We start from the raw sequence: 24,569 nt of genomic DNA, 5'->3' as shown, positions 1-24,569 counted from the left end.
AGACGTCCAGCCACTCCGGGCACTAAAATCCGATGCTGACCGGCCGCACTGTGTCGGTGCGGGCAGCCTCGCTTCTGCTCACGCTGTGGCTGGTCAGCATGCTGGTGTTCTTCGCCGGGCAGGTTCTGCCCGGCGATGTCGGTCGCCTCATGCTCGGGCCGTTCGCCGATGCCGAGGCCGTCGCGGCGCTGAACAGGCAGCTCGGCGCCGACCAGCCGGTGCTCGTGCAATACTGGCACTGGTTCAGCAGCGTGCTGTCAGGCGACTTCGGCACCTCCCTGTCGCTGCGTCTGCCGGTGGCGCCCTTCGTTCTGGAAAGCTTCAAGCGCTCGGCGGCCCTTGCCGGAATTATCCTCGTCTTTCTGCTGCCGCTGGGCATCGGCGCCGGCATCGTCGCCGGTCTCAACCAGGGCCGCTTTATCGACCGCCTGATCGTACTCGCCGGCGTGTCCTTCGGCATCGTCCCGGACTTCGTCTCCGGCCTGCTGTTGCTCATCGTCTTCGGCCTGTGGCTGAACTGGTTCCCGATCACTGGCGCTGCTCCCGATGGCGCCGGGCTGTGGGTCAGTGGCTATTATCTGATCCTGCCGGCGCTGCCGCTGGTGCTGAACCTTGCCGGCTACATCACCCGCATGACGCGGGCCGGCGTGATCGAGGCGCTGGCCGCCGACTATACGCGCACCGCCGTCCTGAAAGGCCTCGAGCGTCGCGAAATCCTCATCCGGCACGTGCTGCGCAATGCGCTGACGCCGACCATCGCCGTGCTCGCGACCCAGACCGGTTACATGCTGGGTGGTCTGGTGGTCATCGAAGCCCTGTTCGGCATACAGGGCCTCGGCAACCTTGTCCTCAACGCCGCCAAGGCGCGAGATTTCCCGATGCTCGAAGCCGGCGTGCTGGTCATGGCGACCATCTTCGTGCTGTCGGCCGCGGCAGGCGATCTCGTGAATGCCTTGCTCGATCCGCGGCAGCGCCGCCGTGTCTCGCCATGATGGAACTGATGGAATTGCCGGAGCGCCGTACGCTGCGCTGGCGGGCAGCAAGTCGCATCCGCGAGACTGTTTCGCAGCTGCCGCCCTCGGTCATCATCGGCTCGCTGATCCTGCTGTTCTGGGTCGGCTGTGCCGTGTTCGGCAGCCTGTTTGTGCCCTACGATCCCTATGCCGAGGATTTCCTCGTCATGCTGGCGCCGCCCGACGCGGCGCACTGGTTCGGCACCGACCAACTTGGCCGCGACGTGCTGTCGCGCATCGCCGTCGGCTCGCGTGACATCCTGCTGGTCGCGCCGGCAGCAACACTGCTCGGCGTTGCCGCCGGCAGCGTGCTTGGCCTCGTGCTCGGCTATTTCGACGGGCTGATCGACGCCATCGGCGCCAGGCTGCTCGACACACTGATGGCCTTTCCCTTCATCGTCCTCGTCACCATGGCGCTGGTCGCGCTTGGGCCATCGAACCTCACCGTCATCCTTGTGATCGGCATCGCCTATGCCCCGCTGGTGGCACGGACGGTGCGTGCCGCCGTGCGCGAGCAGCGCGAACGCGACTATGTCAGCGCCGCTCGTCTCGGCGGCGAGAGCGCTCTTTCCATCATGTTCCTCGAGATCCTGCCTAATGTCAGGGAAACCATCCTCATCGAGCTGGTCACAAGGCTTGGCTACGCCTTCTTTTCGATCGCCACGCTGAGCTTCCTCGGCCTCGGCATCCAGCCTCCCTCAGCCGATTGGGGACTGGCGGTCGCCGACGGCTACGGCTTCCTGACCGGCGGCAAATGGTGGGTGGTGATCTTCAACTCGGCGGCCATCGTCTCGCTGGTCATGGCCACTAATCTGATCGCGCAAGGCATGGGCGCCTTCGAAAACAGCGACCGGTGAAGATCGGCGCTCACCAAAGCTGACGCGCAATTCAGGACCGTGCGCTAAAATCGCTCCTTGTGATTCGGCCCGGATAGGGCATCAGAACAAGGAACGGCATGAGCAAGGCTCTCTCCACATTCGCACTGGTCGCGGTGTTCACCGCATTGCTCATGGCGCTCAGCCTGGCGGTTGCCCGGCACGGCTATCCCTATGGCGCGATCGGGGTCCGGCGGCTGGACGGCATCGCCGATGCTGGCTCGTTCCTGCCGCTCGCCGCCGTCTATTTCTTCAGCGCCATGCTGATGATGATCCTGCCGATCCGCGCCGCCGGCATCGTGCTCACCCATGCGGCGGACGCGCTGTTCTGGGCGGTAATCGCCTTGTTCGCGACCATTGTCGGCTGCCTCGTCGCCCGCTGGGCCTTCGGCCAGAGCAGTGTGTTATGGGCGCTGCTCAACTGGCGCTTTCTGTTTGCCGCGGCAATCGTCGGCTGTCATTTCACCATGAACGAGCTGCGCCGTAACATCCTGCTCAGAAGCCTGTTCTTCGTCATCTTCGCCGCGGCAACGCTGGCTTGCCTGTTCTGGACTTTTCCGAGCTGACAGCGGCCTGCTTCATATCGTCCGTTTTGAGGTCGCGGCTTTCACAGCAGCGCGCCATCGGCTATCCAGTCCGCAGCTAGACTTCAGGCCTCACAGTGTCGTCATTTGTCTGATAAATGATTCAGGCATACGGCACCGCCAGCGAACCATTACAAGGAAGACTGCGACATGACCCTGTTTCGTAAAAATCTGATCGACGGCGAGTGGGTGGGCGAAGCCGGCTCGCGCAACATCAATCCCTCGAACACGGGGGATGTCGTTGGCGAATATGCCTCGGCCGGTGCCGAACAGGCCAAGCAGGCCATCGCGGCGGCCAAGGCTGCTTTCCCGGCCTGGTCGCGTTCGGCGCCGCTGGTTCGCCATGCCGTGCTGAAAAAGGCGTCGGACGAGATCATGGCGCGCAAGGAAGAGATCGGCCGCGCCCTGTCGCGCGAAGAGGGCAAGACGCTGGCCGAGGGCATTGGCGAGACCATCCGCGCCGCCCAGATCTTCGACTTCTTCGCCGGCGAGACGCTGCGCCTGTCGGGTGAATTGGTGCCCAGCGTGCGCCCGGGCGTCGGCGTCGAGATCACCCGCGAAGCCGTCGGCGTGGTAGGCATCATCACCCCGTGGAATTTCCCGATCGCCATCCCCACCTGGAAGATCGCGCCGGCGTTGGCCCACGGCAACACCATCGTCTTCAAGCCGGCCGAATTGGTGCCGGAGAGCGCCTGGACCATTGTCGACATCCTGCACCGCGCCGGCCTGCCGAAAGGCGTGCTCAATTTGGTCATGGGCAAGGGCTCGGTGGTCGGCCAGGCCATGCTTGACAGCCCCGACCTCAACGCCATCACCTTCACCGGCTCGGTCGGCACCGGCAAACGCGTCGCCGCCGCAAGCGTCGAGCATATGCGCAAGTTCCAGCTCGAAATGGGCGGCAAGAACCCGATGGTCGTGCTTGATGACGCCGACCTCGCCACGGCGGTCGAATGCGCCATCAACGGCGCCTATTTCTCGACCGGCCAGCGTTGCACGGCCTCTTCTCGCCTGGTGGTGACCGAGGGCATTCACGACCGCTTCGTCGCCGCGCTCAAGGAGCGCCTGGAAAAGCTCGTCATCGGCGATGCGCTCGACACCAAGACCCAGATAGGACCGGTCGTCGATGCGAGCCAGCTCAAGCAGGACGAGGACTACATCGCCATCGGCAGCAAGGAAGGCGCCAACCTCGCTTTCGGCGGCGAGCGGCTCGATCGCGAAACGCCCGGCTTCTATCTCAGGCCGGCACTGTTCACCGAGAGCACCAACGCCATGCGCATTTCGCGCGAAGAAATCTTCGGGCCGGTCGCCAATGTCATCCGTGTCAAGGATTATGACGAGGCGCTGGCGGTTGCCAATGACACCCCCTTCGGCCTGACGTCCGGCATCTGCACCTCGAGCCTCAAGCATGCCACGCATTTCCGGCGCAACTCCGAAGCCGGCATGGTGATGGTCAATCTGCCGACGGCGGGCGTCGATTTCCACGTCCCGTTCGGTGGTCGCAAGGGCTCGAGCTACGGCCCGCGCGAGCAGGGCCGCTATGCCGCGGAGTTCTACACCACGGTAAAGACGGCCTATACATTTGCCGGCTGATCGCGGGGGAACCGATGACGGCGGCGAAAGAGGACCTGACCTGGCTCAACCCGCCGCCGCATCATGTTGTCGGCGACGACACGGTGCATGTGCGCACCGGCAAGGAAACCGACTTCTGGCGCGAAACCTTTTACGGTTTCTGGCGTGACAATGGCCATTTCCTGTATCGGCTGGTCGAGGGTGACTTCAGCGCCGAAGTCACCGTCAAGGGCGACTACAAGGTGCTCTACGACCAGGCCGGGCTGATGCTGCGGCTGAGCGAAACGCACTGGATCAAGGCCGGCATCGAATACACCGACGGGCTGGCGTATTTCTCTGTCGTCGTCACCAACGACACCTCCGATTGGTCCCTTGTAGCCATCGCGGCCGGCCCCGACGGCGTCCGCATCCGCCTGACCCGCCACGCCGAGGCGATCCGCGTCCAGTATCTGGACTCCACCGATAGTCACTGGAAGCCGGTGCGGCTGGCCTATTTCCCGGTCTCGAAATCCGTCGATGTCGGCATGATGTGCTGCTCGCCGCAGCGCGAGGGTTTCGAAGTCACCTTTTCGGGCTTTACGGTCCGCCCGCCGATTTCCAGGCAGTTGCACGACTGAGGGCGATACCTAGCCGTCCGCGCGGTGCTGGAAGAACTGTAAAAACAGTTCTCTTTCGGTGGTGATGTCGAGCTTCTCATAGATGCGGCGGCGGTGGTTCTTCACCGTGCCAACGGTGATGCCGAGCCGCTCGGCGATGTTGGCGGTCGGGTGACCCGCGAGGATCAGCTGCACCAGTTCGCGCTCGCGCAAGGAAAGCTCCGGCCACAGGCTCGCAGGAATAGTCGGCTCTTGCCGGGGCGAGGCGCCGGGGCCGGTCGGCGCCGATGTGCGGGAGAATTCCGTCCCCCGCGCCTCAATGTCGAGTGCATGCAGCGCCTCGAACACCGGCAGCCGCTCGTCCAGCAGGGCGATCTCGCTCTCCTTGAAGGTGGAGGTCGAGCGGTCGAGGAAGATGCCGAGGCACCAGTCGCCGCCATCGGCCAGCATGATGCCGACCTCGTCGCAGATTTCCGACTGCGCCAGGAAGCCCGCTATGTACTGGCCGCGCTTGGCCTCGTCGTCGGCAAGCCGCTTCAGCGGCAGGATGCCCAGCCGGCGTTCACGCCGCCACGAGGCATAGAACGGGTCGAAGACGTAGTAATTGTCGAGATAGCGCCGGACCATCTCGTCGGAGAAGCGCCGGTGCTTGATGAATTCCGGCGTCTGCGTCGCCGAATATCGGGTCACGGTGACGAGATCGTGCTCGATATCGGCGCCGATCAGGTCAATCAGGCAGTCGACATGCCTGTCCGTACCGGTGGCGGCAATCGCCCTGGCGAGCGGCCCCCAGATATTGCCCATGCGCATGCCCTTTTCTCGGCGATCCCGGTCCGGCGGACATTGTGTCTTTTGGCATATGGCGCAAGGCCGCCCAAGGAATCTAGCTTGAGCCATCCTACAGCAATCCTGAGGCGACCGTGACCCAACCCAACCTCACCAGCCCCATCGTCGGCAATCCAATCGTCATCGGCATCGACGCCGGCGGCACCATGACCGACACGATCCTTGTCGACCAGGACGGCCACTTCAAGATCGGCAAGTCGGCAACCACGCCGAAGAACGAGGCCGAAGGCTTCCTCGCATCGGCCGAAGACGCGGCCGACGCCTGGGGCATCTCGCTGGAGCAGCTGTTCTCCGGCGTCAACGTCGTGCTCTATTCCGGCACCGGCATGCTCAATACACTGTTGTCGCGCACCGGGCGCCGGCTTGGCCTGATCACCACCAAGGGTCTGGAAGACATGATCCTGATGGGTCGCGGCCTGCAGGCCTGGGCCGACTATTCCTATGCCGACCGGCTGCATGCGGTGACCCACCATCATCCCGATCCGCTGGTGCCGCGCCGTCGCACCCATGGCGTCACCGAGCGCATCGACCAGTTCGGCGACATCGTGCTGCCGCTCTACGACCATGAGGTCTCGGCTGCGGCCAAAAAGCTGATCGCCGACAAGGTCGAAGCGATCTGCATCATGACCATCTTCTCGCACGTCAATCCGGTGCACGAAAAGCGCATCGCCGAGATCTGCCGCGAGGAGGTGCTGAAAGCCGGCGCCGACATCCTCATCTACACCAGCCACGAGGTCCGCCCGGTCATCCGCGAACAGTCGCGGCTGAACTCGGTGCTGATCGAAGCCTACGCGACGTCGCGCGGCCGCAAGCAGCTCAAGAGCATCGAGGACGTTTCGAAAAAATACGGCTTCAAATACGGCGTGCAGACGCTGCTGTCCTTTGGCGGCCTGACCTCGATCAACCATCCGCGCCTGCACGAAACCATGATTTCCGGCCCGATCGGCGGTATTCTCGGCGCGGCCTATGTCGGCAAGCTCATCGGCAACGACTCCCTGATCTGCTCGGACATGGGCGGCACCTCCTTCGACATGGGCGTCATTTCGCGCGGCCAGACGCGGATCGAGAACGAGCCGCTGATGGACCGTTTCAAGCTCAACGTGCCGACGCTGCATCTCGACACGATCGGCGCCGGCGCCGGCATGATCCTCAAGGTCGACCCGCTGACCAAGAAAGTCTCGCTCGGGCCGGAAAGCGCCGGTTCCGACCCCGGCCCCATCTGCTTCGCCAAGGGCGGCACTGAACCCACCATCGCCGATTGCGACGCCATACTAGGCCGCCTCAACCCGTATTATTTCCTCGGCGGCAAGGTCGTCTTGCAGGTCGAGAAGGCGCGCAAAGCGTTTGAGGAAAAATGCTCCAGCATCCTTGGCGTCGGTGTCGAGGAGGCTGCCGAAGGCATGATCGACATGCTGGAAGCCGATGCCAACAACGCGCTGCGCCGGGTCATCTCCGGCCAGGGCATCCATCCCTCGGAATTCACGCTGCTGTCCTATGGCGGCTCGGGTCCGCTGCATCTGGCCGGCTGCTCCAGGGGCATCGGCTTCAAGGACATCATCACCTTCCAGTTTGCCGCCGCCTTCTCGGCCTTCGGCTGCACCACCGCCGATTTCATGCGTCGGCATTCGGTCTCGACGCAGCACGACATCGGCGCCCGCGCAAGCGATGACGAGCTGCTCGCTTTCGGCAAGAAGGTCACCGACGTCTGGAATGATCTCACCAAGGCGGCGGTCGACGAGATGATCAGCGACGGCCATATCAGAGACAAGATCAAGACCGTGCCGTTCCTGATGATGCGCTACACCGGCCAGCTCGAGGATGTCGAGGTCATGGCACCGCTTGCCGAGGTCAATTCGGCTGACGACATGCGTAGGGTCATCGACGAGTTCGAGGCGGTCTACGCCAAGGTCAACCATCGCATTTCGCGCTATGGCGAAGCCGGCTTCACCATCACCGAGCTCGGATTGATCGCCACCGCCGACAAGGTCAAGCCGGTGCTCTTGAAGCGCCCGCTCGGCAAGTCGGCCCCGGCAGCAGCGCACAAGGGCGTGCGCGAGGCCTATATCGGGGGACGCTGGCACAAGGCCAATCTCTACGAGATGGACCTACTGCAGCCCGGCCATGAGGTGATCGGTCCGGCCATCATTGAACATCCCGCCACCACGCTCGTTGTTCATCCGCAGGACCGTGTCCACGTGGATGAGTGGACGCTGCTGCATTACACTCATTCTTGAAAGGGCACCGCCATGTTGGACAGACCTGCCTCGGCCCTGCGCCTTCGCGAACGGCTGCTCGATTCAGAACGGCTGATGGAAGAGACCGGCTGCTATGACGGCATCACCGAGCTCACGCTACGCAACCAGGACCCGCTGAAATTCGAGACGCTGCACACCAAGCTGCGCGCCTATTGCGTCTCGGCCCGCGAAATGGCCCGCCGCATCTCGGCCTCGCCCGGCGTGCGCGAAGTCGGCGAAATGGTGGTGGCGATCTATACGCCCGAGGGCGATGCGATCGCGCTGTCCAACGGCATCATGGTCCACGTCCACACGATGAGCCGCTTCATCAAATGGATGATCAAGAACAATTACGAGGAAAACCCGAAGATCCGCGAAGGCGACATCTTTGCCAACAACGATGCCTTCATCGGCACCGTGCAGGTGCCCGACGTCATGGACGTGGTGCCGATCTTCCATCAAGGCACGCTGGTCGGCTGGGCCGGTGCGGTCTGCCACGAGCTCGAAGCCGGCGGCATCACGCCCGGCGGCGACGTCTGCTTGGCGCAGGAGCGCTTCACCGAAGGCCTGTTCGTCTGCGCCGAGAAGATCGGCGAGAATGACGAGATCCGCCGCGACTACGTCATCCGCTGCGAGCGCAATCTACGCATGCCGATCTACTGGGTGCTCGACGAGAAGGCCAAGGTCGCCTCCTGCATCGACATGCGCGAAAGCGTCAAGCAGCTGATCTCCGAGATCGGCCTCGACTACTGGATGAAGGTGTCGAAGGAGTTCATCGAGGAGGGCCGTCGCGCCCAGCTCGCCCGCACCCGCCAGCTCACCGTGCCCGGCATTTATCGTGGCCACACCTTCTACGGCCATGTCACGGCGGGCAAGCCCGGCTTCCAGCTGCTTGGCGATCCCGACTGGCTCTACAACATCCCGATCGAGATGGAGATCACCACCGACGGCAAGATCACCATGGACTTCGAGGGCACGCAACCCTGGGGCTACCATTCGATGAACTGCACGCCGGCCGGCATGGATGGCGGCATGTTCGTCACCTTGACCCAGCACATGAATTTCGAGGGCCTGGTCAATGACGGCGCCTGGATGGCGACCGAGCTGAAGCTGCCGCACGGCACCTGGACCAACCCCGACAATGAGATGGTGGCGACCGCCACATCCTGGGCGCTGCTGCTGCCGGCCTATGGCGTGTTCCAGCGCCTTTTGTCGCGCGGCTTCGTCGCGCGCGGCTTCGTCGAGGAGGCCTTCGTTGGCCAGGTCAACAGCCCGATGATCGAGATGGGCGGCGAAAGCCAGTACGGTACGCCGTTCGGCATGGCGCATTTCGAATGCGCCGCCGCCGGCTCCGGCGCGCTGGCCATCGCCGATGGCCTCGACACCGCCTATGTCGGCTGGAATCCGGAATCCGACATGGGCAACATCGAGGTCTGGGAACAATCGATGCCGATGGTCTATATCGGCCGCTCGATCGTCCCCAATTCAGGGGGCGCCGGCAAATATCGCGGCGGCTGTTCCTTCGTCTCGACCTGGCTGATCAACAAGACCTCGCACCTGCGACTGCACACCTCGGAACACTCCTCGCGGGTATTCGACAATGGCGGCATGTGTGGCGGCTATCCCGCGCCGACCTGCCAGAAGCATCGCGCGGTACGCAATTCCAACATCCATGAACTGGCGGCAAAAGGCGAACCGCTCGCGCATGCCCCAGGTATCGATCCGCATGTCTCCGACTACGAGAAGAACATCGGCGGCGACCATGCCGTGGTCGAAGGCCCCTACATCACCTCGCCGCACAAGTCGGGGGACATCTTCAGCCATTCCTACAATGGTGGCGGCGGTTACGGCGACGTGCTGGAGCGCGATCCGGTCAAGACCGCCTGGGATGTCGAGAACGGTTTTCTCACCCGCCAGGCGGCGATCCAGATTTTCGGCATCGTGCTGAAGGACGACGCCGAGGGTTATCCGGTTGCCGATATCGACGCCACCGTCGAACGTCGTGCCGCCATGCGCAGAGAGCGTCTGGCCAAGGCGATCCCGGTTTCGGACTGGATCGCTGCCGAACGCGGCCGTGTCGAGAAGGCCGACTTCGCGCCCGAGGTGAAGAAAATGTATGCCAGCGCGATCAAGCTGTCGTCGCGCTTCACCAGGGATTTCAGCGATTTCTGGACCGTCGACGCCAGATCGATCTTCATGCCGGGAGCAAAGCCATGACCTCGTACAGCAAGGAAGTCCTCGGCGATCTCTCAGCCGGCAAGCTCCCCTGGCCTCAGACAAAGCGCATCATGAGCGCCTACAAGGACGACGACCGCTTCTTCAAGATGCTCGCCGTCTATCAGGACCGTGTCACCTGGAAGGACCCGATCCTGCTGCCGGTCTCGGATCACCTGTTCATCTGCCAGAGCGGCGACGAGCGCATCACCCGTTGCGAATGCGGCCAGTCCTTCGGCGACTACCGCAAGAACTGGAAGCTCAAGGCTGCGATCAACGTGCGAAACACCGAGGAAGCGCTGCGCGAGATCTATCCCAACAGCGATATCCCCGATCCGCAATGGATGGAAATCCGCGAATTCATCTGTCCGGAATGCGGCACCATGCACGAGGTCGAGGCGGCGGCACCCGGCTATCCGATCGTGCATGATTTCGAACCCGATCTCGAAGGCTTCTATCGCGAGTGGCTGGGCAAACCGCTCTAGCGAAACTCGATGTTACGGCCGCGTTGCCGGCAAGGTAGCGCTCCTAGCCGGCGACGGACTATGAATAAACGCATCGTACGTCGCATCGGAGACTGCCCACCATGACAGACCTTTCCGGCCGCAGCGCCATCGTCACCGGCGGGTTTTCCGGCATGGGTTTCGCCATTGCTACGGCCCTGGCGCAAGCCGGCGCCAATGTCGCCGTCGGCTCCTACATCGCGCCCGCCGGCGCCGACAGATCCGACGCCGCCTACTATCCCGGCGCCGATGAACTCGAGCGCGTGCGGTTGGCCCTGTCGGCACACGGCACCAGGGTTTGTGCCGCCCATCTCGATGTCCGCGACAGCGAGGTGACCAACCGGTTTGCAGCCGACGCGCAGGCCGCCATCGGCCCGGCCGACATACTGGTCAATGCTGCGGGCACCACCGCCGAACAGCCGGTCTGCGGCCATTCCGACGCGCTGTGGGACAAGATCGTCGACACCAATCTCAGCGGAGCGTTCCGCGTCACCCGAGCTGTGCTGCCCGGCATGATCGAGCGCGGCTGGGGCCGTATCGTCAACATCGGCTCGACGGCGGCTTCCGTCGGCTGGAAGGACAACCCGGCCTACTGCGCCTCGAAGGCCGGGCTGCTCGGCCTTACCCGCTGCGTGGCGCTGGAAGGCGCCGCGCACGGTGTCACCTGCGTCATGATCAGCCCGACCTGGGTCGAGACCGAACTGATGCGCCGCAACGTGGCGCAGGTCGTCGAGCGTGAGGGCAAGGGCAGAACCGCCGAGGAAGCGATGGCCGAGATCGCCAAGGGCAATCCCCAGCAGCGCATGCTGCAGCCGCAGGAAATCGCGGCTCTAGCCGTGTTCCTGTGCTCGGATCTGGCCAAGGGCATCACCATGGAAAACATCCAGATCACCGGCGGGGCGCTGTGGTAGCGGCCACAGCTTGTATTTTCGAACGAGCGAGCCGCATTAACGCCATTTGTCGGTTGCATGGTCGTTTTGGCCCTGCCTGCGGCAACTTTACCCCTCGCGGCAAATTTACCATTGAGTGACAGGCATAGAGGTTATATTGTGCACTGCACAATGGATGCCCGCTGATAGGGGTCCGGCAAGGGCAGGTTCCGGCGATCGCGCATGCAAGGGCGGACCTGACGCAGAAAAGCCGACCATGGGCGCTTCAGCCCAGCCGAAAGGCGGCAGCATGAGAAATCCGGTACGGATATGAAGATCCCGAAATCCATTCTGATCGATCCGGACAACAACAAGGTCTATGCCGCCTTCGCCGTTGCGGTGTCGGTCTTTGCCTTCGCCTACTCCACCAATTTCGGCCAGATCCTGATCCTCGCCTACTATCTGGTATGGCTGCCGCTGCTGTTCGTCGATTACCGGCGTTTCGCCCGCGATCTCTCCAGCGCCTGGCTGCCGCTGCTGTTTGCGGCCTATGTCTGCCTGTCGCTGTTCTGGTCGCAAGCGGCCGGCACCAGCGCGCGGGCGGGGCTGCAATATTTCTCCCACATGCTGTGCGCCTACATCGCGGCGCGCACCATCAGCACGCGCACGCTGGTGCTGGGCTCGCTGATCGGCATCTTCATCGTGCTGCTGTATTCGCTGAAGGTTGGCGCCTATGCGCTCGACACTATCGACGGCACCACCAATTTCGTCGGCGCCTTCGGCTCCAAGAACCAGATCGGCTTCTTCGCCTCGCTCGGCATCTTCTTCTGCTTCGCTTTTCTGGCCTTCTACCGGCGCAACTGGATGAGCTTCGTCTGGACCGCGCCGATCATCCTGCTGTCGGTCTATATGCTTGCGATCGCCCACTCGGCGACGTCGGTCGCTTCGCTTCCGGCGGTGATCGGTGTCGTTGCCTTGCTTGCCATGAGCAAGGTTCTGTCACGCCGCTACCGCCGCGTGCTGTTCGTCGTCGGCGCTACCGCGCTGGTCGGCGGTGTGATGGCTGCGCTGAACCTTGGCCTGCTCGATGTCGTGCTCGGCATCTTCGGCAAGGATTCGACGCTGACCGGCCGCACCTATCTCTGGGAACAGGGCTGGGCCGCCGCGCAGCAGCGTCCGGTGCTCGGTTATGGCTATGCCGCCTACTGGATCCAGGGTTTTGCCGATCCGGAACGGCTCTGGGCCGAGTTCTACATCTCCACCCGCACCGGCTTCCATTTCCACAACACCTATATCGAGACGCTGGTCGAGCTCGGCTTCATCGGCGTGACGATGCTGGCGCTGATCATCCTGCGCTCCTTCTGGGGCCATGTTTCGAAGGTGGTGTTCGGTGACTGGAGCGCCGATTCGGTGGTGCTCGCCGGCGCGGTCGGCATGATGCTGATCCGCTCCTTCTTCGAGGTCGAGATCCTCGGCCCCTATTTCATGGCCTCGTTCATCGTCTATTACGGCCTGTTCAAGCTGCGCCCGGTGCCGCTCGCCAGGGCAAGGCGGGCCTATGTTCCGGTGCCGGACGAGAACACCGCCAACGGCCGCATGCCGGCGCGCGTCTGACTTGCTTATCTCAGGCGACGGCGCGCTTGCGCAGCATCAGCCGCTGCAGGAAGCGGCGCAACGGCTCGTCATAGAGGCGCGTGGCGATGTCGGCGATGACGATGACGGAAACCGCCATGACGATTCCGAACCAGGGATGATGCGCGAACGGGTCGATCGCTGCGGCCTTGCCCGCCCCGGCGATGATCATCAGCAGCGGCGTGTGGATGATGTAGATTGGGTAGGAAATCCGCCCCAGCCAGCCATAGAGGCCTGACAGGCGCGGCGCCGTCGGCGCAATAGTGCCGACCACCACCAGCGCCGGGAAAACAAAGACGACGCAGGCGAGATCGTAGGCGACGCGCGCGCCGCCGGCCGGCGCGATGGCAAAGACGACGAGCGTCAGTGCGATCGCGGCCTCTATCCACCAGCCGCGCCGCAGAAAGCCGAGCCCGCTTTGATAGCGTGTCATGGACCGGCAAAGCAGCACGCCCAGGAAGAACGAGAAACAGACGCGCGGCAGGCCGCTGATGATGGTCGATCCGGTCATGCCGAAGTCGAGGGTGCCGGCAATGATAGAGACGACCACCAGCAACACCAGGCTGACGGCGATGAGCGTGCTCAGCACGCGTTTCGTCAGCAGGAAGAAGAAGGCGACATAGGCCATGTTGACGATCAGCTCGAAGAACAGCGACCACGACGCGGGGTTGAGCGGAAAGATCGTGCGATAGGCGTCGCTGACCAGCGGGATGAAGAACATGCCGGTCGTCAGCATGGTGCCGATCTCGGAGATCGGCATGTATTCCGCCGGAATCAGCCGGTTCTTGACGATGAGATAGAAGAAACCGAGCAGCGTGCCGGCGAGGTAGAGCGGGTAGAGGCGGATCAGGCGGATCGCCACGAACGTGCCGAAGCCCATGCCGTTTTCGATCTTGCGGTCATAGGCATGCGCGATGACGAAGCCGCTGAGCAGGAAGAACAGGTCGACCGCCAGATAGCTCGACGGCAGCACCTTGCCGGGGGCCAGGAACGGCGAGAAGTGGTAGAGCATGACGCTGATCGCCGCGACGCCGCGGATGGCATCGAGATTGAGGTAGACGTGGCGCGGTGCGGCGGGCTGCATGGAATGCCTTCAAGCGGTCGAAAAACGGAAGTTCCCGCCCGCACCCTGGCGCGAACGAGCCGAACTGGTTCTCCCGCCCCTCCGTCGTTCCGGTCTAGCTGAGCGAGACAGGAACTTACTGGCTGGCCGTCGGCGCCAGCTTCACCTTGATGACGTCGCCCGGCAGCACCGGCGTATCTTCCTTGGCGTCGATCTCGCTGGTCTTGCCGTCGGTCACGCGCACCAGCGAATAGATGAGCGCCGGCTCTTCATTGTTGTTTGTGATGGCGGCGGTCGTGGCCGGGTCCGATGCCTGGGCCATCAGGCCCTGTTGCATGTTGACCCTGAGTGCAGCTTCGTTGAGGTCTGCTTCGACCTGCTGCCGGTCGGCGGCAAGTCTCGAGTTCAACGTGTTCTGGGCATCGATGGCATCCTGCGTCGCCTTGCTGACCGACTGCTTGGCGGTGAGGATCGCCGTCTCATAGTCCAGGATCTTGCCCTGCAGATCGGTGACCGACTGTTGCGAGGAAAGCAGGCGTGCGTTGGCGACCAGGCCCTTTTGCGCCAGCGGACCGATACTGTCCGCCTGCTGCTGCGCCAGGTCGACCTGCTTTTGCTGGTTGACGATCTTTTTCTGCAGCGCCTCGATTTCGGACTGCAGGACCCCTTTCAGATCGTCAAGCGCCTGCAGCTTCAGCTTCAACGCTTTCTGGTCGGAGATCAGGATCTGCATTTCGTCGGCGACGATTGTCGCCAGGCGCGGGTCGCCCTCGACTTCCTTAGGCGCCTCGAAACTCTCCTTGCCGGCGAGATCGGCATCGATGCGGGCACGCTTGACGATCAACCGCACGCGCTGGTCGTCATAAATGTCGAAATTGCCCTTGGCGGTGATCAGGTCCTTGCCGAGCTGGGTGCCCAAATCGGCGTTGCGCCGGATGCCGCCGGCGATGCTGATCGCCTTGAGCACGGTCAGCTCCGGCACATAGGGAAACTGGCCAGGCGTCTGGATCTCGCCCGAGATGTAGAACGGCCGGAACTGCACCATTTCCACCGAGGCTTCCGGCTTGTCCGACAAGGCAAGCTTGCGCTGCAGGGCGACGCTGATCGCGGCCGCAACCTCCGACGTGGTCTTGCCGGCGGCCGGCAGTTCGCCGACGAACGGCACCGACAAATTGCCGGCGGGACCGACCGAATATTCGCCGTTTACCGCCGACCAGTCACGGAACGTGCCTTCCACCGTCTGCCACTCGGCGACGCGGATGTTGAGCTTGTCCTGCGAGCCGAGCCGGTACTCGTCGGCCATGGCTGGAACCGCGAGCGACAGAGCGAGGCACGTGGCGACGAGCCGTGCCGGCCGCATCGGGCCGGCAAGGCGAAAATACGCTGATATGTCTGTTTTCAACTGAACGTTTCCGATCCGTTTTGGCCCCATCCGCCCGATAGGCCTGCTGCCGAGTGCCTCCTTCGGAACCTGGCAGAACACTATGGCTGCAATGCGAGACCGGCCCATCGCCGAATAGCTTTGGACCGGATTGGCTTCGGGCCGTGCCGGCCCGATTGCTGACCAGTTGCGGTCGGTCAGTAGGAACCGCGCGACATCCACACCGCAGGCACGGTCTTGAGGATGATGCGAACGTCTTCGAACAGCGACCAGTTCTCGACATAGTGACGGTCGAACGCGACGCGACTGTCATAGGAGACATCGTTGCGTCCGCTCACCTGCCAGAGCCCGGTCAGGCCCGGCCGCGACTTCAAATAATAGACCGCGGCGCTGCCGTAGATCTCAAGCTCGTCGCGCACCACCGGGCGAGGCCCGACAAGGCTCATGTCGCCCTGCAGGATGTTGATGATCTGCGGCAGCTCGTCGAGGCTGAGCTTGCGCAGAACGGCGCCGACGCGGGTGACGCGCGGATCGTTCTTCAGCTTGCGGGTCGCGATCCATTCGGCGTTGGCTTCCGGATTGGCCGCGAGATAGGCGGCCAGCACACGTTCGCCGTCTTCGACCATGGTGCGGAACTTGAGGCAGGGGAAAATCCGCCCACCGCGTCCGATGCGCTTGTGGCCGTAGAAGATCGAGCCGCCGTCGGAAAGCTTGACCAGAAGGGCCACCATCAGGAACAGCGGGCTAAGCGCCACCAGGCCGACAAGTGAACCGAAAACATCGAAACTGCGCTTCAGCAGCCCGCCGATGGGTGGCGGAAAATCTACGCCGACATGCGAAAATGCCGCATTGGCCGACTTGGCAACGTCCCTCATGCAAAAGCTCCATACGTTGAACGGATGGTTTATGCCACGATACCAAAAAAATGCTGCAGCGCAACACACAATTTCCCATATGGCTGAAATAGTCACGTCAGGAATTGACTAAATAATAAACGCTCCTTGCCCAAATTTTGCCCTTTATGGCGGGTTTGTGACGAATAATTAGCAACCGTAGGAAATGTAATGCCTTTTTTCGGCGGGTTTTGGGCAAATCGTCCTTTGCCGCAGAGGGAACGGCTTTAACTGATTTTCGAATCACTGGCTTTGCTAAATTAATCAAGTAAAATACTAATCAACATTGTAGATTCTACTGTAGTATAAAGCGCATGACGAGTTAGGTCACCACCCCTGCGTGTGCATCGCAGCATGGCGGAGTCCAAGCCGCCGCCAACCCGAAAATTATTGCTGGTTGCCCTTGCCGTCAGTTTCGCGCCTTAATAGAGTCGCAAATTATTCCTGATAGAGTCTGGATGGGTTGGGAAGGCCGGAAGCAACCGGCCGAAAAAGAGCAGCTAAATAAGCTCGCATGGCGAATGGGGAGATACTCGGGTGGGTAAGTCATCGCTTTTGCATGCTCGGGCCGGTTGACGGGCCGCCGAACATGTCATTACCAAAATTCGTCATTGGAATGGTTTTCGCCCTCGCGATCGTGGTCGCGTGGTCCTATGTCGACGGCGCGACGGTCACCACAACGGTGCTTCGCGTCATCGGCTGCGCTGTCCTCATCCAAGTCGGTTATTTCCTGCTGGTGTATGTTATGATCGCCAGCAGCGCGCCGACATCGGCCGACAGGGCTCGCGACGCCGAAAGAAGCCTCGGCGCCGACAAGGCGGTTGAAGGCGAGAAGCTCTCGGCGAGGCGCAGCGTGCATTGAGCAGTCTGAAGCCGCAAGGTCGGCCTCGGATCATCTTGCAGCCGGACTCAGCCTGCTTCGGCCGGCTCGGGTTCCGATTGCTCGCCTGAAAGCATTTTCGACAGGCGGCTGCCGGCCTTCGCTTTCAACCTCTGATATTGCCCCACTTCGACGATTCGTCCGTTTTCGACTGCAACCACCCAGTCGGCGAAGGCGATCATCGATGGCCTGTGCGCAATGGTCAGGATCGTCATCGATCCGCGCAAGCCGTCGATCGATTTGGCGATCAGGGACTGGTTCTGCCAGTCGAGCGCGCTGGTCGCCTCGTCGAGAATGAGCAGCGAAGGTTTGCGCAGCAGCGCGCGCGCCAGCGCGATGCGCTGGCGTTCGCCGCCCGAGAGCCGGACGCCGCGGTCGCCGACCACCGTGTCGAGCCGCAACTCCAGCCGCTCGACGAAGTCGGCGCCATGCGCAGCGCGCAGTGCAGTCCACAGCTCCGCGTCACTGGCTTGCGGCGCGGCAAGGCGCAGATTGGCGGCGATCGTATCGTGCAGCAGGAACACGTCTTGCGGCACATACGCCACCTGGTCGCGCCAGCGCCGGCGGTTGGCGGCGCCGATCTCGACGCCATCGGCCAGGATCTTGCCCTCGCTCGGTTCGAGCAGGCCAAGCAGCATGTCGGCAAGCGTGCTCTTGCCCGAGCCTGACGGACCGATCAGCGCCGTTACCTTGCCGGCGGGAAGGCCAAAGGTGACATCGCTCACCACCGGCTTGCCGCCGGCCTCATAGGCAAAGGAGACATTGCGGATGTTGAGCCCGACATCGAGCGACAGCTTGGCATCCGATTCGAGGTTTGCCGGCTCGCGTTCGGCATCGAAACGCGCCTGCATGTCGCGCATCGAGGCATAGGCCGGCAGGTTGATCAGCACCTGCTGCGCCTGCATCTGCATGTCCATGAAACGCGGCGCAATGCGCATGAACACCAGAAGCAGCACAACGATCTCGGCCAGTGAGAGGTTGAAGCGGATCAGGGCGACATAGATGAACAAGCTCAGACCAATGACGCTGGCGACCTGGAACAGAGCGGTGCCGATGGTGCTGTTGCGGACGTAGTTGATGTTGTCGGCCTTCATCTTCTCCAGCGTCGCGCGAAGCTGTGCGTAATAGGTCGCCTCGACATTCAGGCTCTTGGCCACCTTGATGCCGCCGAGGAACTCCGAGACCGTTCGGTACTGCTCCTGGCGATTGCTGGTCAAAACCCGGCCGAAGGCGCTGGCTCGTGCCCGAAACGGCTGCAGCGCCAGGAAGGTGACGATGCCGACGACAATGGCAAATGCCGTCATCACTGTCGAAATGAACAGCGAGACAACGAGATAACCCGCCAGAAGCACGGCGATCTGCACCAGCATCAGCAGCGAGAACGCCGCCGACTGCACGCGGTCGATATCGCCGGTCAGCGCATGGTCGAGATCGGAGCTGCGCATGCGCGCGAATATCCCCCACCGCGCCTTGCCGATGCTCTCGAACAGGTTCATGCGCAGGCGATTGATGAAGTCGAGCAGCAGCCGCGCCATGTAGACGGATTTATAGCGGTTGAACGCCGCCTGCAGCGCGACAAGCCCGACCAGCAGGCAAAGCACCGTGGTCAATTGCAGCGTTCCGTCCGGAGCCAGCCAGCGCACCCAGTCGCGGTCAGGCAACCTGACCGCGAAATTCTGCTCGGGTCGCCCGACCAGATGCAGCAGCGGCACCAGAAGCAGGATCGAGATGCCTTCGGTCAGGCTTCCCAGGATCAGGAACAGCAATGCCGTGAAGGTCCTGCGCCCGCCGATCCGGGCCATGGCGGCGCCGAAGCCGGCGACATCGCGGTAAAACGAAAAGCGCAGGATCTGCGATGCGGACATGTCAGTCACCGCGGCCCTTTGTCGGCCGCCAGATCGTTTTCGATCAGGGCGACGGCTTCGCCGATACGGTCGAGCCCGGTGGGCACTTCGAGGCGACAGACGCCGATCTGGCTGGCCAGGGCGGCGCATTGGCGAAGATGTGTCGTGGCAAAATCGCCGACCAGGGCTGGACGGCCGAAACGCGTCACATAGGAAAATTTGATGATCGCCGGCAGGGCGCCGATGCCTGGCAGCGGCGTGATCGCTGCCTTGTCGCTGCGCTCGAGGATATAGATCCGGGTCGCCGGCACCGCGTCTGCCGCAAATCCGGCGTGCAGGCGGTGCTGCATCTTGTCGATCGCCGCATGCACCTGCGGGCGTATCTCTGCCTGGCGGATGGGAAACGCGGCGGCGGCATCGGCGGCGAGTTTCAGCTGCGGAAAACCCGGAACGATCATCGGCCGGTCCGTGAGATCGAGCGCCACGACATCGTCGGTCAGCAATCGATGCCCGGCACGGATCATCGCGCTCGCCGTCGTCGATTTGCCGGCGCCCTTGTCGCCCATGAAGACAGCGCTCTTGCCGCCGACCGCAATGGCGCTGGCGTGCAGGATGAGCAGGCCGCGCTGGTGCAGGAGCAGTGCCATGACCGGACCGAGCAGCGGAAACGCCAGCAGCGCATCGTCGACATCGGGCGCCGGCTCCACCTCGATCCGGCAGGCATCGGTGATCAGGAAGGCGCCGACCGTCTGCCATGCCAAATATTGCTGCCGCGGCTCGAAACGGAAAGCGGTTCCGGTCTCGGGCGAGGGTTTTGGCAGGTCGATCGGGCCGACCGTGATCAGCACATCGACGCAAGCTGGTTCGCTCGGCTCTAGCTCAGGCAGTTCGACCTGCGAAGCGATCGTCAGCCCATAGGCTTTGTAGAAGTGCTGTGCGCGAGCAGCAATTGCATGGCGGTCATCAGCGGCAAGAGGCATGTTGGCCGGCATCATCATTGGCTCCCGCGCTGTTGCACCTGCCGCAGCCACAATGATAGCGAAATCGAACGCCATACATACTGGACATCGGGCAAGGTCGCGGCCTCGGGTTGGCTGGAAATGCGGCCATAGGCGGCGGTCACCTCAGGCAGGTTGACGTAAGGGGCAATCCGCGCCGCATCTTTCACCAGCACCTTGTCCAGGAGATCGCGGTGATTGCCGAGCATGCCTTTGACCAGGTTCGAGGTGAAATCGATCTTGTCGCGCCGCCACTGCACTGCCGGCGGCAAAATTCCTTCCATGGCGCGGCGCAACACCGAGCGGCCAAAGCCCTGGTTCAGCTTTTCCGCGCCGGGCAGTGTCAGGCAGAACTCGACCAGAGGCTTGTCCCAGAAGGGGTAGCGCGGCTCGACGCCGAAATTCGCCGCCGCCTTGTCGAGTACCTCGAAGGCGTGCGGCACCATGCCGTTCGACAGCAGCCAGCGATGGGTCAAGGTCTCGCTTGCGCTGACCGCGGGCGGCATATAGCCGGCCCTGCGGAACCGTTCGACGAGGTCGGTGCGCATCGCCAGGTCCGGATTGATCAGGCCGCGCCAGCTCGTCGCCGGCCGCCCAGTGGGATGGCGCCGCAATTTGCCAAGCACGCGGTTCGCGAACCGCTTGATTCTCGCGACGCGCCAGGCAGGCCCGTAGAGGGTCAGGAACTTGTAGTAAAGGCCGAGCATGCCGTCGCCATAAGTGTTGGAAGCGCTGCGCAGCTCACGCCACAGCTCCATCCATTTGCCGGCATCGGCGAGTTCGTGCAGATGGCCGTGGCCTTGCGAAACCACCTCGTCGCCACCATGGCCGTCCAGCAGCACCTTCATGCCCTTGGCGCCGGCCGTCCTGTAGATGTCGCGGGTCAGCGACAGGCCGGGGGCCAGGAACGTTTCTTCCTGCTCCTCCAGAATGCGTTCGAATTCCGCGAAGGGCGCGTAGTCGCCGACGGAAATCAAAGTGCCGTCGACCTTCTGCTGGCCCAGCACCGCCTCGATGAACGGACGCTCATCCATCGGCGAGCCCTTTTCGAACACCAGCGAGAAGGTCGGCAGCCTCGGTCTTTGCTGGGCGGCATTCTGCAGGCCCGCCACGCAGGCGATCGAGGAGGAATCGAGGCCTCCGCTCAGCATCGCCCCGACCGCAGGCGTGCCGCGCATGCGGTTGCGGACCGATTGCGAGAACAGATGGCGGAATTCCTCGGCCGTGTCCGCCCGCATCGGTCTTGGCGACGGTTCGATCTGCCAGTAGCGGCGCAACACCACCTGGTTCCCGGTCACCGTCAGGCTATGGCGCGCCGGCAGGCGGAAGATATCGGCATAGGCAGTCGATTGCGGATCGTCGGGCAGCCCGGCGAGGAAGCCGGAAATCTGGTGTTCGCTGATGCGCATGTCGACGCCGCCGACATCGAGGATCGGCCCGATCTCGGAAGCAAAGACGAAACGCCGGTCGCTCGAATGGTAGTAGAAGGGTTTGACGCCGAAATGATCGCGCACGCAAAACAGCTTCTGGCGCTCGGCGTCCCAGATGGCAAAGGCGAAGTCGCCCTGCAGATATTCGGGACAGGCTTCGCCCCAGCGCAGATAGGCGCGCATCACAAGCACGGCGTCGGCAACCGAATTGTCCCGGATGCCGAGCCTGGCCAAGAGTTCGTCGCGGTTGTCCAGCCGGCAATCCGCGGTGATTGCGAGCTTGCCGCCGGCCATGGTCAGCGGGCCGGGGCCGGCTTCATCGGTGGTGTTGAGCCAGGCGTGGCCAAGAACGACGCCCTCGTCGATCCACCACGAACTGCCGTCAGGCGCGCGATGCTGCATGCGGGCAAGCATGCGCTGGATGTCGGCCGCGGCGGCCTGCCTGCCTTCCTGCCTCAGCAGAATTCCGGCGACGCCGCTCATCGCTCACTGGCCGTGGTCGACGAGATGGTTAAACCCGCCAAGCGAGCCGCCGAGCACGATATGGTCGCCGCTGACCAGCCAGGCATGCGCCTTCAACTCGGTGCCGGTATCGCGCTCGATGCCGATGCGGATTTTTGAGGCGTTGCCCTGGCGGGCAAGCAAATATTGGCCGGAAAGCGCTTGGGTCAGACAGCTTGCGCCAGGCACCAGGCGGGCAGCCGCAGCCACGCCCCAGGCGACACGCCTGAGATCGCCGATGTCGGCTGGTTCGCGCGCGTCGAGCCGGGTCACCATGCGGCGCACTTTGTTGTAGGAAAGCAGCGTCAGCCCCAGCCGCACCGCCACGACCACCGCAAGGCAGTGGGCGAGAAAGAGCATCTCCGGCCCGCTAAGTGAGAAAGCTCTAGACAAGTTCCTCATCATGGAGCCTCGCAAGCCCGGCGTCCGCCAAGCCCTTCAACAATCCATCGACATCGGCCTTGCAGCGTTCCGGATCGACATTGTAGCGATCCAGCACGGCGCTGCGGATTTCGGAAATCGGCCGCGGCTCCTGGATCAGCTCCCAGATATAGGCGCCGACGCTGTTCAGGCTGTAATAGATGTTGGACCTCATATCGAGCAGCGCCAGGCCGTTGCCGAATTCGCAGGCCACGGCATCCTTGCTCGCGCTCATCCGATCATGGTCCGTGGGGTTCCAGTCCATTCCTAAACCTCGCTCACAACCAACGCTTCGGCAATTCCGGACAAAGACGCGAGAGCCGGGGTTTGACCCCCGACTCTCCTTAGTGCGCTCTGTTTGCAGAGTCCGGACTTTGTCACCCCAACGAGAGAATACTCAGGAGAAGGTGAGTTCGCCGACCGGCGTATGTGCCGGAAACGAGGCGTCGAGTGCCGTAGTACCGCTACCGCCTTGCGTGATGGTCTCGATCGAGCCGTGGACCGTCAGGCTAGGGGTTTCGTACTCATGCTTTTCAACATTCTGTTCCAATTTACTCTCCACTTGTGGACTGGAAGCGGCCTGTCGATTGCCGGCAGCGAGCTATTGCTGCACCGCAATAGCTGCATGGCAGCATTTATGAGTCAAGCCTGATTTACCAGCCGTTAATCAATTCTCGGTTGCGACTCCCTTCAATGGTGATCAAAGCGCTTTGCATTTTCACATCCCAGGAGAATTCAGCAGAGTGTCCGAGGCCATCAACTAAGTATCTGATTTAATTACGTTAAATTTTCCTTCGAATGCTCCTCACTTGGGCGCTGGCGCATTCCCACAAAATTGTTGCTGACGTACCCGTCACAAGCCCCGATCAGGCGGCGCCTTGCATCTAGGACTGTGTTGCGAAACGTTCAGGTTGCAGGAAATTGGCGCCAAAGGAAAAACTGGACGCGGCGCATGAATTTGGCGATGCTTTGCTTCGCACTTGCAATATAACGCGCCTGGCGAATTTTTTGCGGAGATGCTGCAGCAGATGGCCTTGCAGGAAGGGACCTTCGAAAGGTTGCGCGCCGCTGGCTGCGCCGACGAAGTGGCCTATGTGCAGGCGTGCCTGCGGCTGTTCTTCGCCTCCGGGGCGAGCCCCAGCGCCGCGCCTGCACCGGCCATCTCCGTTGCCGATGTTTGCGACATCGCCAGGCTGAACAAGGTCGCCACCTTCATGCTGAAGGCGCTGTCGCGCCCACCGGCGGGCGAGACGCCGCCGGGATTGCTCGAGTGGCTCGACACTTATCGCCGGCGCACGATTGCGATGAACTCGTCCGGCATCATGGATTCGATGGCCATCGACAAGGCGCTGCGCGGCAGCGGCATCGATTTCGTGTTCCTGAAGGGGCCCCTCCAGCAGCAACTGCTCTATGGCGACCATTTCATGAAGCCGTCCGGAGATGTTGACATATTGGTGTCGCCGGCCGGCTTCTTTAGGGCTCGCGATGCGCTGCGCTCGATCGGCTACGAGGTCGCCGGCAAGTCCCGCTCCGTCTGGTGGGTGCGCTTTCTGGGCGAGCAGCACATGGTTCGCAGCCAAGGTCGGAAATTGTCCACCGTCGATCTCCATTACCGGCTCCAGCAGCCGGGATCGCCCAGCCCGCGCGATACGGAAGGGTTCCTGCGCCGCAAGCGCGCGCTTGCGATCGCCGGCTCCAGCGTGCCGTTCATCTCGGCCTCCGACACTTTGCTTCTGTCCTGCATCAGTGTCGCAAAGGCGCTGTTCAACCGCGAGCCATGCGCGGGCTATGTCTGCGATGTCCGGGCCGCTGCCAGTCGGCTGAGCGAGGCCGAGCAGCAGACTGTGCTAGACTACGCGGCCGAGCAGGGGCTGGCTGACACCCTGCTGCTGGGCCTGCGCGCCGCCGATGTGCTGCTTGGTGGCGCCGGCACGCTGCTGTCGGATCGGGCCACCAGGATCCTGTCACGCATCGGCAATGAAGACCTGTTCCACATGGTCATCGCGCCGTGGCTGTCGTCGCTCAGATGGCCGCAACGGCGCACCGTTTTGTGGGAATTGTGCGGCCGCGAACCTGTCCGCTACCTGACCGAGGCCGGCTGGGCCGCGTCAGCCGACCTCAGCCGGCGGATTTTCGAGCGGGAAAGCCGGTGACGATGAGGGTCGTCATGCAGCAGGCAGATAACGTTCCGTCCCGATCCGCTGGGGATGGATCGGGGTCCGGC

22 protein-coding genes are annotated in these 24,569 nt (G+C 62.8%); 12 read left to right on the top strand and 10 right to left on the bottom strand.

Annotated features, from left to right (window positions below; all coding sequences use genetic code 11):
- Positions 1-32: 32 nt before the first annotated feature.
- From NKJ64_RS01280 to NKJ64_RS01260, 5 genes are all read left to right on the top strand, one after another.
- Complete coding sequence (locus NKJ64_RS01280; RefSeq protein WP_031202827.1) at positions 33-992, top strand: ABC transporter permease; 960 nt, start codon at positions 33-35, stop codon at positions 990-992.
- Positions 989-1,870: an ABC transporter permease gene (locus NKJ64_RS01275; protein WP_023668828.1), complete on the top strand. Its 882-nt coding sequence runs from the start codon at positions 989-991 to the stop codon at positions 1,868-1,870. Before NKJ64_RS01280 ends, NKJ64_RS01275 begins: the two co-directional genes overlap by 4 nt.
- A gap of 98 nt (positions 1,871-1,968) precedes the next feature.
- Positions 1,969-2,454 carry a hypothetical protein gene (locus NKJ64_RS01270; RefSeq protein ID WP_023668827.1) on the top strand — a complete coding sequence of 162 codons (486 nt, stop codon included), beginning with the start codon at positions 1,969-1,971 and terminating at the stop codon, positions 2,452-2,454.
- Positions 2,455-2,622: 168 nt separating this feature from the next.
- Positions 2,623-4,062: an aldehyde dehydrogenase family protein gene (locus tag NKJ64_RS01265; protein WP_023828600.1), complete on the top strand. Its 1,440-nt coding sequence runs from the start codon at positions 2,623-2,625 to the stop codon at positions 4,060-4,062.
- 14 nt (positions 4,063-4,076) lie between these two features.
- Positions 4,077-4,658 carry a DUF1349 domain-containing protein gene (locus tag NKJ64_RS01260; RefSeq protein WP_352461827.1) on the top strand — a complete coding sequence of 194 codons (582 nt, stop codon included), beginning with the start codon at positions 4,077-4,079 and terminating at the stop codon, positions 4,656-4,658.
- A 9-nt stretch (positions 4,659-4,667) separates the two neighbouring features.
- Here NKJ64_RS01260 and NKJ64_RS01255 read toward each other — a convergent pair whose 3' ends face one another.
- Entirely contained in the window at positions 4,668-5,447 is a 780-nt protein-coding gene (locus NKJ64_RS01255; protein WP_023806175.1) for a helix-turn-helix transcriptional regulator, read from the bottom strand.
- 110 nt (positions 5,448-5,557) lie between these two features.
- Here NKJ64_RS01255 and NKJ64_RS01250 point away from each other — a divergent pair, with 110 nt between their 5' ends.
- The 5 genes from NKJ64_RS01250 (at position 5,558) to NKJ64_RS01230 (ending at position 12,917) form a co-directional block, all read left to right on the top strand.
- Positions 5,558-7,717: a hydantoinase/oxoprolinase family protein gene (locus NKJ64_RS01250; RefSeq protein WP_023828599.1), complete on the top strand. Its 2,160-nt coding sequence runs from the start codon at positions 5,558-5,560 to the stop codon at positions 7,715-7,717.
- Between the two features lie 12 nt (positions 7,718-7,729).
- Positions 7,730-9,934 carry a hydantoinase B/oxoprolinase family protein gene (locus tag NKJ64_RS01245; RefSeq protein ID WP_023828598.1) on the top strand — a complete coding sequence of 735 codons (2,205 nt, stop codon included), beginning with the start codon at positions 7,730-7,732 and terminating at the stop codon, positions 9,932-9,934.
- The gene (locus NKJ64_RS01240) at positions 9,931-10,416 is read left to right on the top strand and encodes an acetone carboxylase subunit gamma (RefSeq protein ID WP_023828597.1); all 486 of its coding nucleotides are present in this window, start codon (positions 9,931-9,933) and stop codon (positions 10,414-10,416) included. Before NKJ64_RS01245 ends, NKJ64_RS01240 begins: the two co-directional genes overlap by 4 nt.
- 101 nt (positions 10,417-10,517) lie before the next feature.
- The gene (locus NKJ64_RS01235) at positions 10,518-11,345 is read left to right on the top strand and encodes an SDR family NAD(P)-dependent oxidoreductase (RefSeq protein ID WP_023684241.1); all 828 of its coding nucleotides are present in this window, start codon (positions 10,518-10,520) and stop codon (positions 11,343-11,345) included.
- 288 nt (positions 11,346-11,633) lie between these two features.
- Positions 11,634-12,917: an O-antigen ligase family protein gene (locus tag NKJ64_RS01230; RefSeq protein ID WP_023828596.1), complete on the top strand. Its 1,284-nt coding sequence runs from the start codon at positions 11,634-11,636 to the stop codon at positions 12,915-12,917.
- Between the two features lie 10 nt (positions 12,918-12,927).
- On the opposite strand, the gene NKJ64_RS01225 is transcribed toward NKJ64_RS01230, so the two are convergent.
- The 3 genes from NKJ64_RS01225 to NKJ64_RS01215 all read right to left on the bottom strand — a co-directional run bounded on the left by NKJ64_RS01225 (position 12,928) and on the right by NKJ64_RS01215 (position 16,254).
- Positions 12,928-14,019: an acyltransferase family protein gene (locus NKJ64_RS01225; protein WP_023828595.1), complete on the bottom strand. Its 1,092-nt coding sequence runs from the start codon at positions 14,017-14,019 to the stop codon at positions 12,928-12,930.
- Positions 14,020-14,134: 115 nt separating this feature from the next.
- Complete coding sequence (locus NKJ64_RS01220; protein WP_032885928.1) at positions 14,135-15,358, bottom strand: polysaccharide biosynthesis/export family protein; 1,224 nt, start codon at positions 15,356-15,358, stop codon at positions 14,135-14,137.
- Between the two features lie 218 nt (positions 15,359-15,576).
- The gene (locus tag NKJ64_RS01215) at positions 15,577-16,254 is read right to left on the bottom strand and encodes a sugar transferase (protein ID WP_023746616.1); all 678 of its coding nucleotides are present in this window, start codon (positions 16,252-16,254) and stop codon (positions 15,577-15,579) included.
- 634 nt (positions 16,255-16,888) lie between these two features.
- Here NKJ64_RS01215 and NKJ64_RS01210 point away from each other — a divergent pair.
- Positions 16,889-17,134 (top strand): exopolysaccharide production repressor protein, encoded by a 246-nt coding sequence (locus NKJ64_RS01210; protein ID WP_348524265.1) that lies wholly within the window; start codon positions 16,889-16,891, stop codon positions 17,132-17,134.
- Between the two features lie 47 nt (positions 17,135-17,181).
- Here NKJ64_RS01210 and NKJ64_RS01205 read toward each other — a convergent pair whose 3' ends face one another.
- The 6 genes from NKJ64_RS01205 to NKJ64_RS01180 form a co-directional block, all read right to left on the bottom strand.
- The gene (locus NKJ64_RS01205) at positions 17,182-19,017 is read right to left on the bottom strand and encodes an ABC transporter ATP-binding protein (protein ID WP_023715552.1); all 1,836 of its coding nucleotides are present in this window, start codon (positions 19,015-19,017) and stop codon (positions 17,182-17,184) included.
- Between the two features lie 5 nt (positions 19,018-19,022).
- Entirely contained in the window at positions 19,023-19,991 is a 969-nt protein-coding gene (locus NKJ64_RS01200) for a phosphoenolpyruvate carboxykinase (ATP) (protein ID WP_023715553.1), read from the bottom strand.
- Positions 19,991-21,907 carry a lasso peptide isopeptide bond-forming cyclase gene (locus NKJ64_RS01195; protein ID WP_023816355.1) on the bottom strand — a complete coding sequence of 639 codons (1,917 nt, stop codon included), beginning with the start codon at positions 21,905-21,907 and terminating at the stop codon, positions 19,991-19,993. The genes NKJ64_RS01200 and NKJ64_RS01195 overlap by 1 nt, the downstream gene beginning before the upstream one ends.
- 3 nt (positions 21,908-21,910) lie before the next feature.
- Positions 21,911-22,285: a lasso peptide biosynthesis B2 protein gene (locus NKJ64_RS01190; RefSeq protein ID WP_023702339.1), complete on the bottom strand. Its 375-nt coding sequence runs from the start codon at positions 22,283-22,285 to the stop codon at positions 21,911-21,913.
- Positions 22,286-22,310: 25 nt separating this feature from the next.
- A complete protein-coding gene (locus NKJ64_RS01185) occupies positions 22,311-22,580 on the bottom strand; it encodes a PqqD family protein (protein WP_245259933.1) in 270 nt (89 codons plus the stop codon).
- Between the two features lie 162 nt (positions 22,581-22,742).
- Positions 22,743-22,895 (bottom strand): lasso RiPP family leader peptide-containing protein, encoded by a 153-nt coding sequence (locus NKJ64_RS01180; protein WP_023684233.1) that lies wholly within the window; start codon positions 22,893-22,895, stop codon positions 22,743-22,745.
- 478 nt (positions 22,896-23,373) lie between these two features.
- On the opposite strand from NKJ64_RS01180, the gene NKJ64_RS01175 reads away from it, so the two are divergent.
- Positions 23,374-24,498 (top strand): nucleotidyltransferase family protein, encoded by a 1,125-nt coding sequence (locus NKJ64_RS01175; protein WP_023732547.1) that lies wholly within the window; start codon positions 23,374-23,376, stop codon positions 24,496-24,498.
- The last annotated feature ends 71 nt before the right edge of the window (positions 24,499-24,569 follow it).

It is taken from the genome of Mesorhizobium sp. M0062, assembly GCF_040323125.1.
In the GTDB taxonomy this organism is placed as follows: Bacteria; Pseudomonadota; Alphaproteobacteria; order Rhizobiales; family Rhizobiaceae; genus Mesorhizobium.
Note: the sequence above shows the minus strand (reverse complement) of the source record. Positions and strands in the feature narration are given on the sequence as shown.

Excerpts from the sequence above, each read along its gene's own strand:
- NKJ64_RS01280 (WP_031202827.1), top strand. The coding sequence starts at position 33 with ATGCTGACCGGCCGCACTGTGTCGGTGCGGGCAGCCTCGCTTCTGCTC.
- NKJ64_RS01275 (WP_023668828.1), top strand. The coding sequence starts at position 989 with ATGATGGAACTGATGGAATTGCCGGAGCGCCGTACGCTGCGCTGGCGG.
- NKJ64_RS01270 (WP_023668827.1), top strand. The coding sequence starts at position 1,969 with ATGAGCAAGGCTCTCTCCACATTCGCACTGGTCGCGGTGTTCACCGCA.
- NKJ64_RS01265 (WP_023828600.1), top strand. The coding sequence starts at position 2,623 with ATGACCCTGTTTCGTAAAAATCTGATCGACGGCGAGTGGGTGGGCGAA.
- NKJ64_RS01260 (WP_352461827.1), top strand. The coding sequence starts at position 4,077 with ATGACGGCGGCGAAAGAGGACCTGACCTGGCTCAACCCGCCGCCGCAT.
- NKJ64_RS01255 (WP_023806175.1), bottom strand. The coding sequence starts at position 5,447 with ATGCGCATGGGCAATATCTGGGGGCCGCTCGCCAGGGCGATTGCCGCC.
- NKJ64_RS01245 (WP_023828598.1), top strand. The coding sequence starts at position 7,730 with ATGTTGGACAGACCTGCCTCGGCCCTGCGCCTTCGCGAACGGCTGCTC.
- NKJ64_RS01240 (WP_023828597.1), top strand. The coding sequence starts at position 9,931 with ATGACCTCGTACAGCAAGGAAGTCCTCGGCGATCTCTCAGCCGGCAAG.
- NKJ64_RS01235 (WP_023684241.1), top strand. The coding sequence starts at position 10,518 with ATGACAGACCTTTCCGGCCGCAGCGCCATCGTCACCGGCGGGTTTTCC.
- NKJ64_RS01230 (WP_023828596.1), top strand. The coding sequence starts at position 11,634 with ATGAAGATCCCGAAATCCATTCTGATCGATCCGGACAACAACAAGGTC.
- NKJ64_RS01225 (WP_023828595.1), bottom strand. The coding sequence starts at position 14,019 with ATGCAGCCCGCCGCACCGCGCCACGTCTACCTCAATCTCGATGCCATC.
- NKJ64_RS01220 (WP_032885928.1), bottom strand. The coding sequence starts at position 15,358 with ATGCGGCCGGCACGGCTCGTCGCCACGTGCCTCGCTCTGTCGCTCGCG.
- NKJ64_RS01215 (WP_023746616.1), bottom strand. The coding sequence starts at position 16,254 with ATGAGGGACGTTGCCAAGTCGGCCAATGCGGCATTTTCGCATGTCGGC.
- NKJ64_RS01210 (WP_348524265.1), top strand. The coding sequence starts at position 16,889 with ATGGTTTTCGCCCTCGCGATCGTGGTCGCGTGGTCCTATGTCGACGGC.
- NKJ64_RS01205 (WP_023715552.1), bottom strand. The coding sequence starts at position 19,017 with ATGTCCGCATCGCAGATCCTGCGCTTTTCGTTTTACCGCGATGTCGCC.
- NKJ64_RS01200 (WP_023715553.1), bottom strand. The coding sequence starts at position 19,991 with ATGATGCCGGCCAACATGCCTCTTGCCGCTGATGACCGCCATGCAATT.
- NKJ64_RS01195 (WP_023816355.1), bottom strand. The coding sequence starts at position 21,907 with ATGAGCGGCGTCGCCGGAATTCTGCTGAGGCAGGAAGGCAGGCAGGCC.
- NKJ64_RS01190 (WP_023702339.1), bottom strand. The coding sequence starts at position 22,285 with ATGCTCTTTCTCGCCCACTGCCTTGCGGTGGTCGTGGCGGTGCGGCTG.
- NKJ64_RS01185 (WP_245259933.1), bottom strand. The coding sequence starts at position 22,580 with ATGAGCGCGAGCAAGGATGCCGTGGCCTGCGAATTCGGCAACGGCCTG.
- NKJ64_RS01175 (WP_023732547.1), top strand. The coding sequence starts at position 23,374 with ATGGCCTTGCAGGAAGGGACCTTCGAAAGGTTGCGCGCCGCTGGCTGC.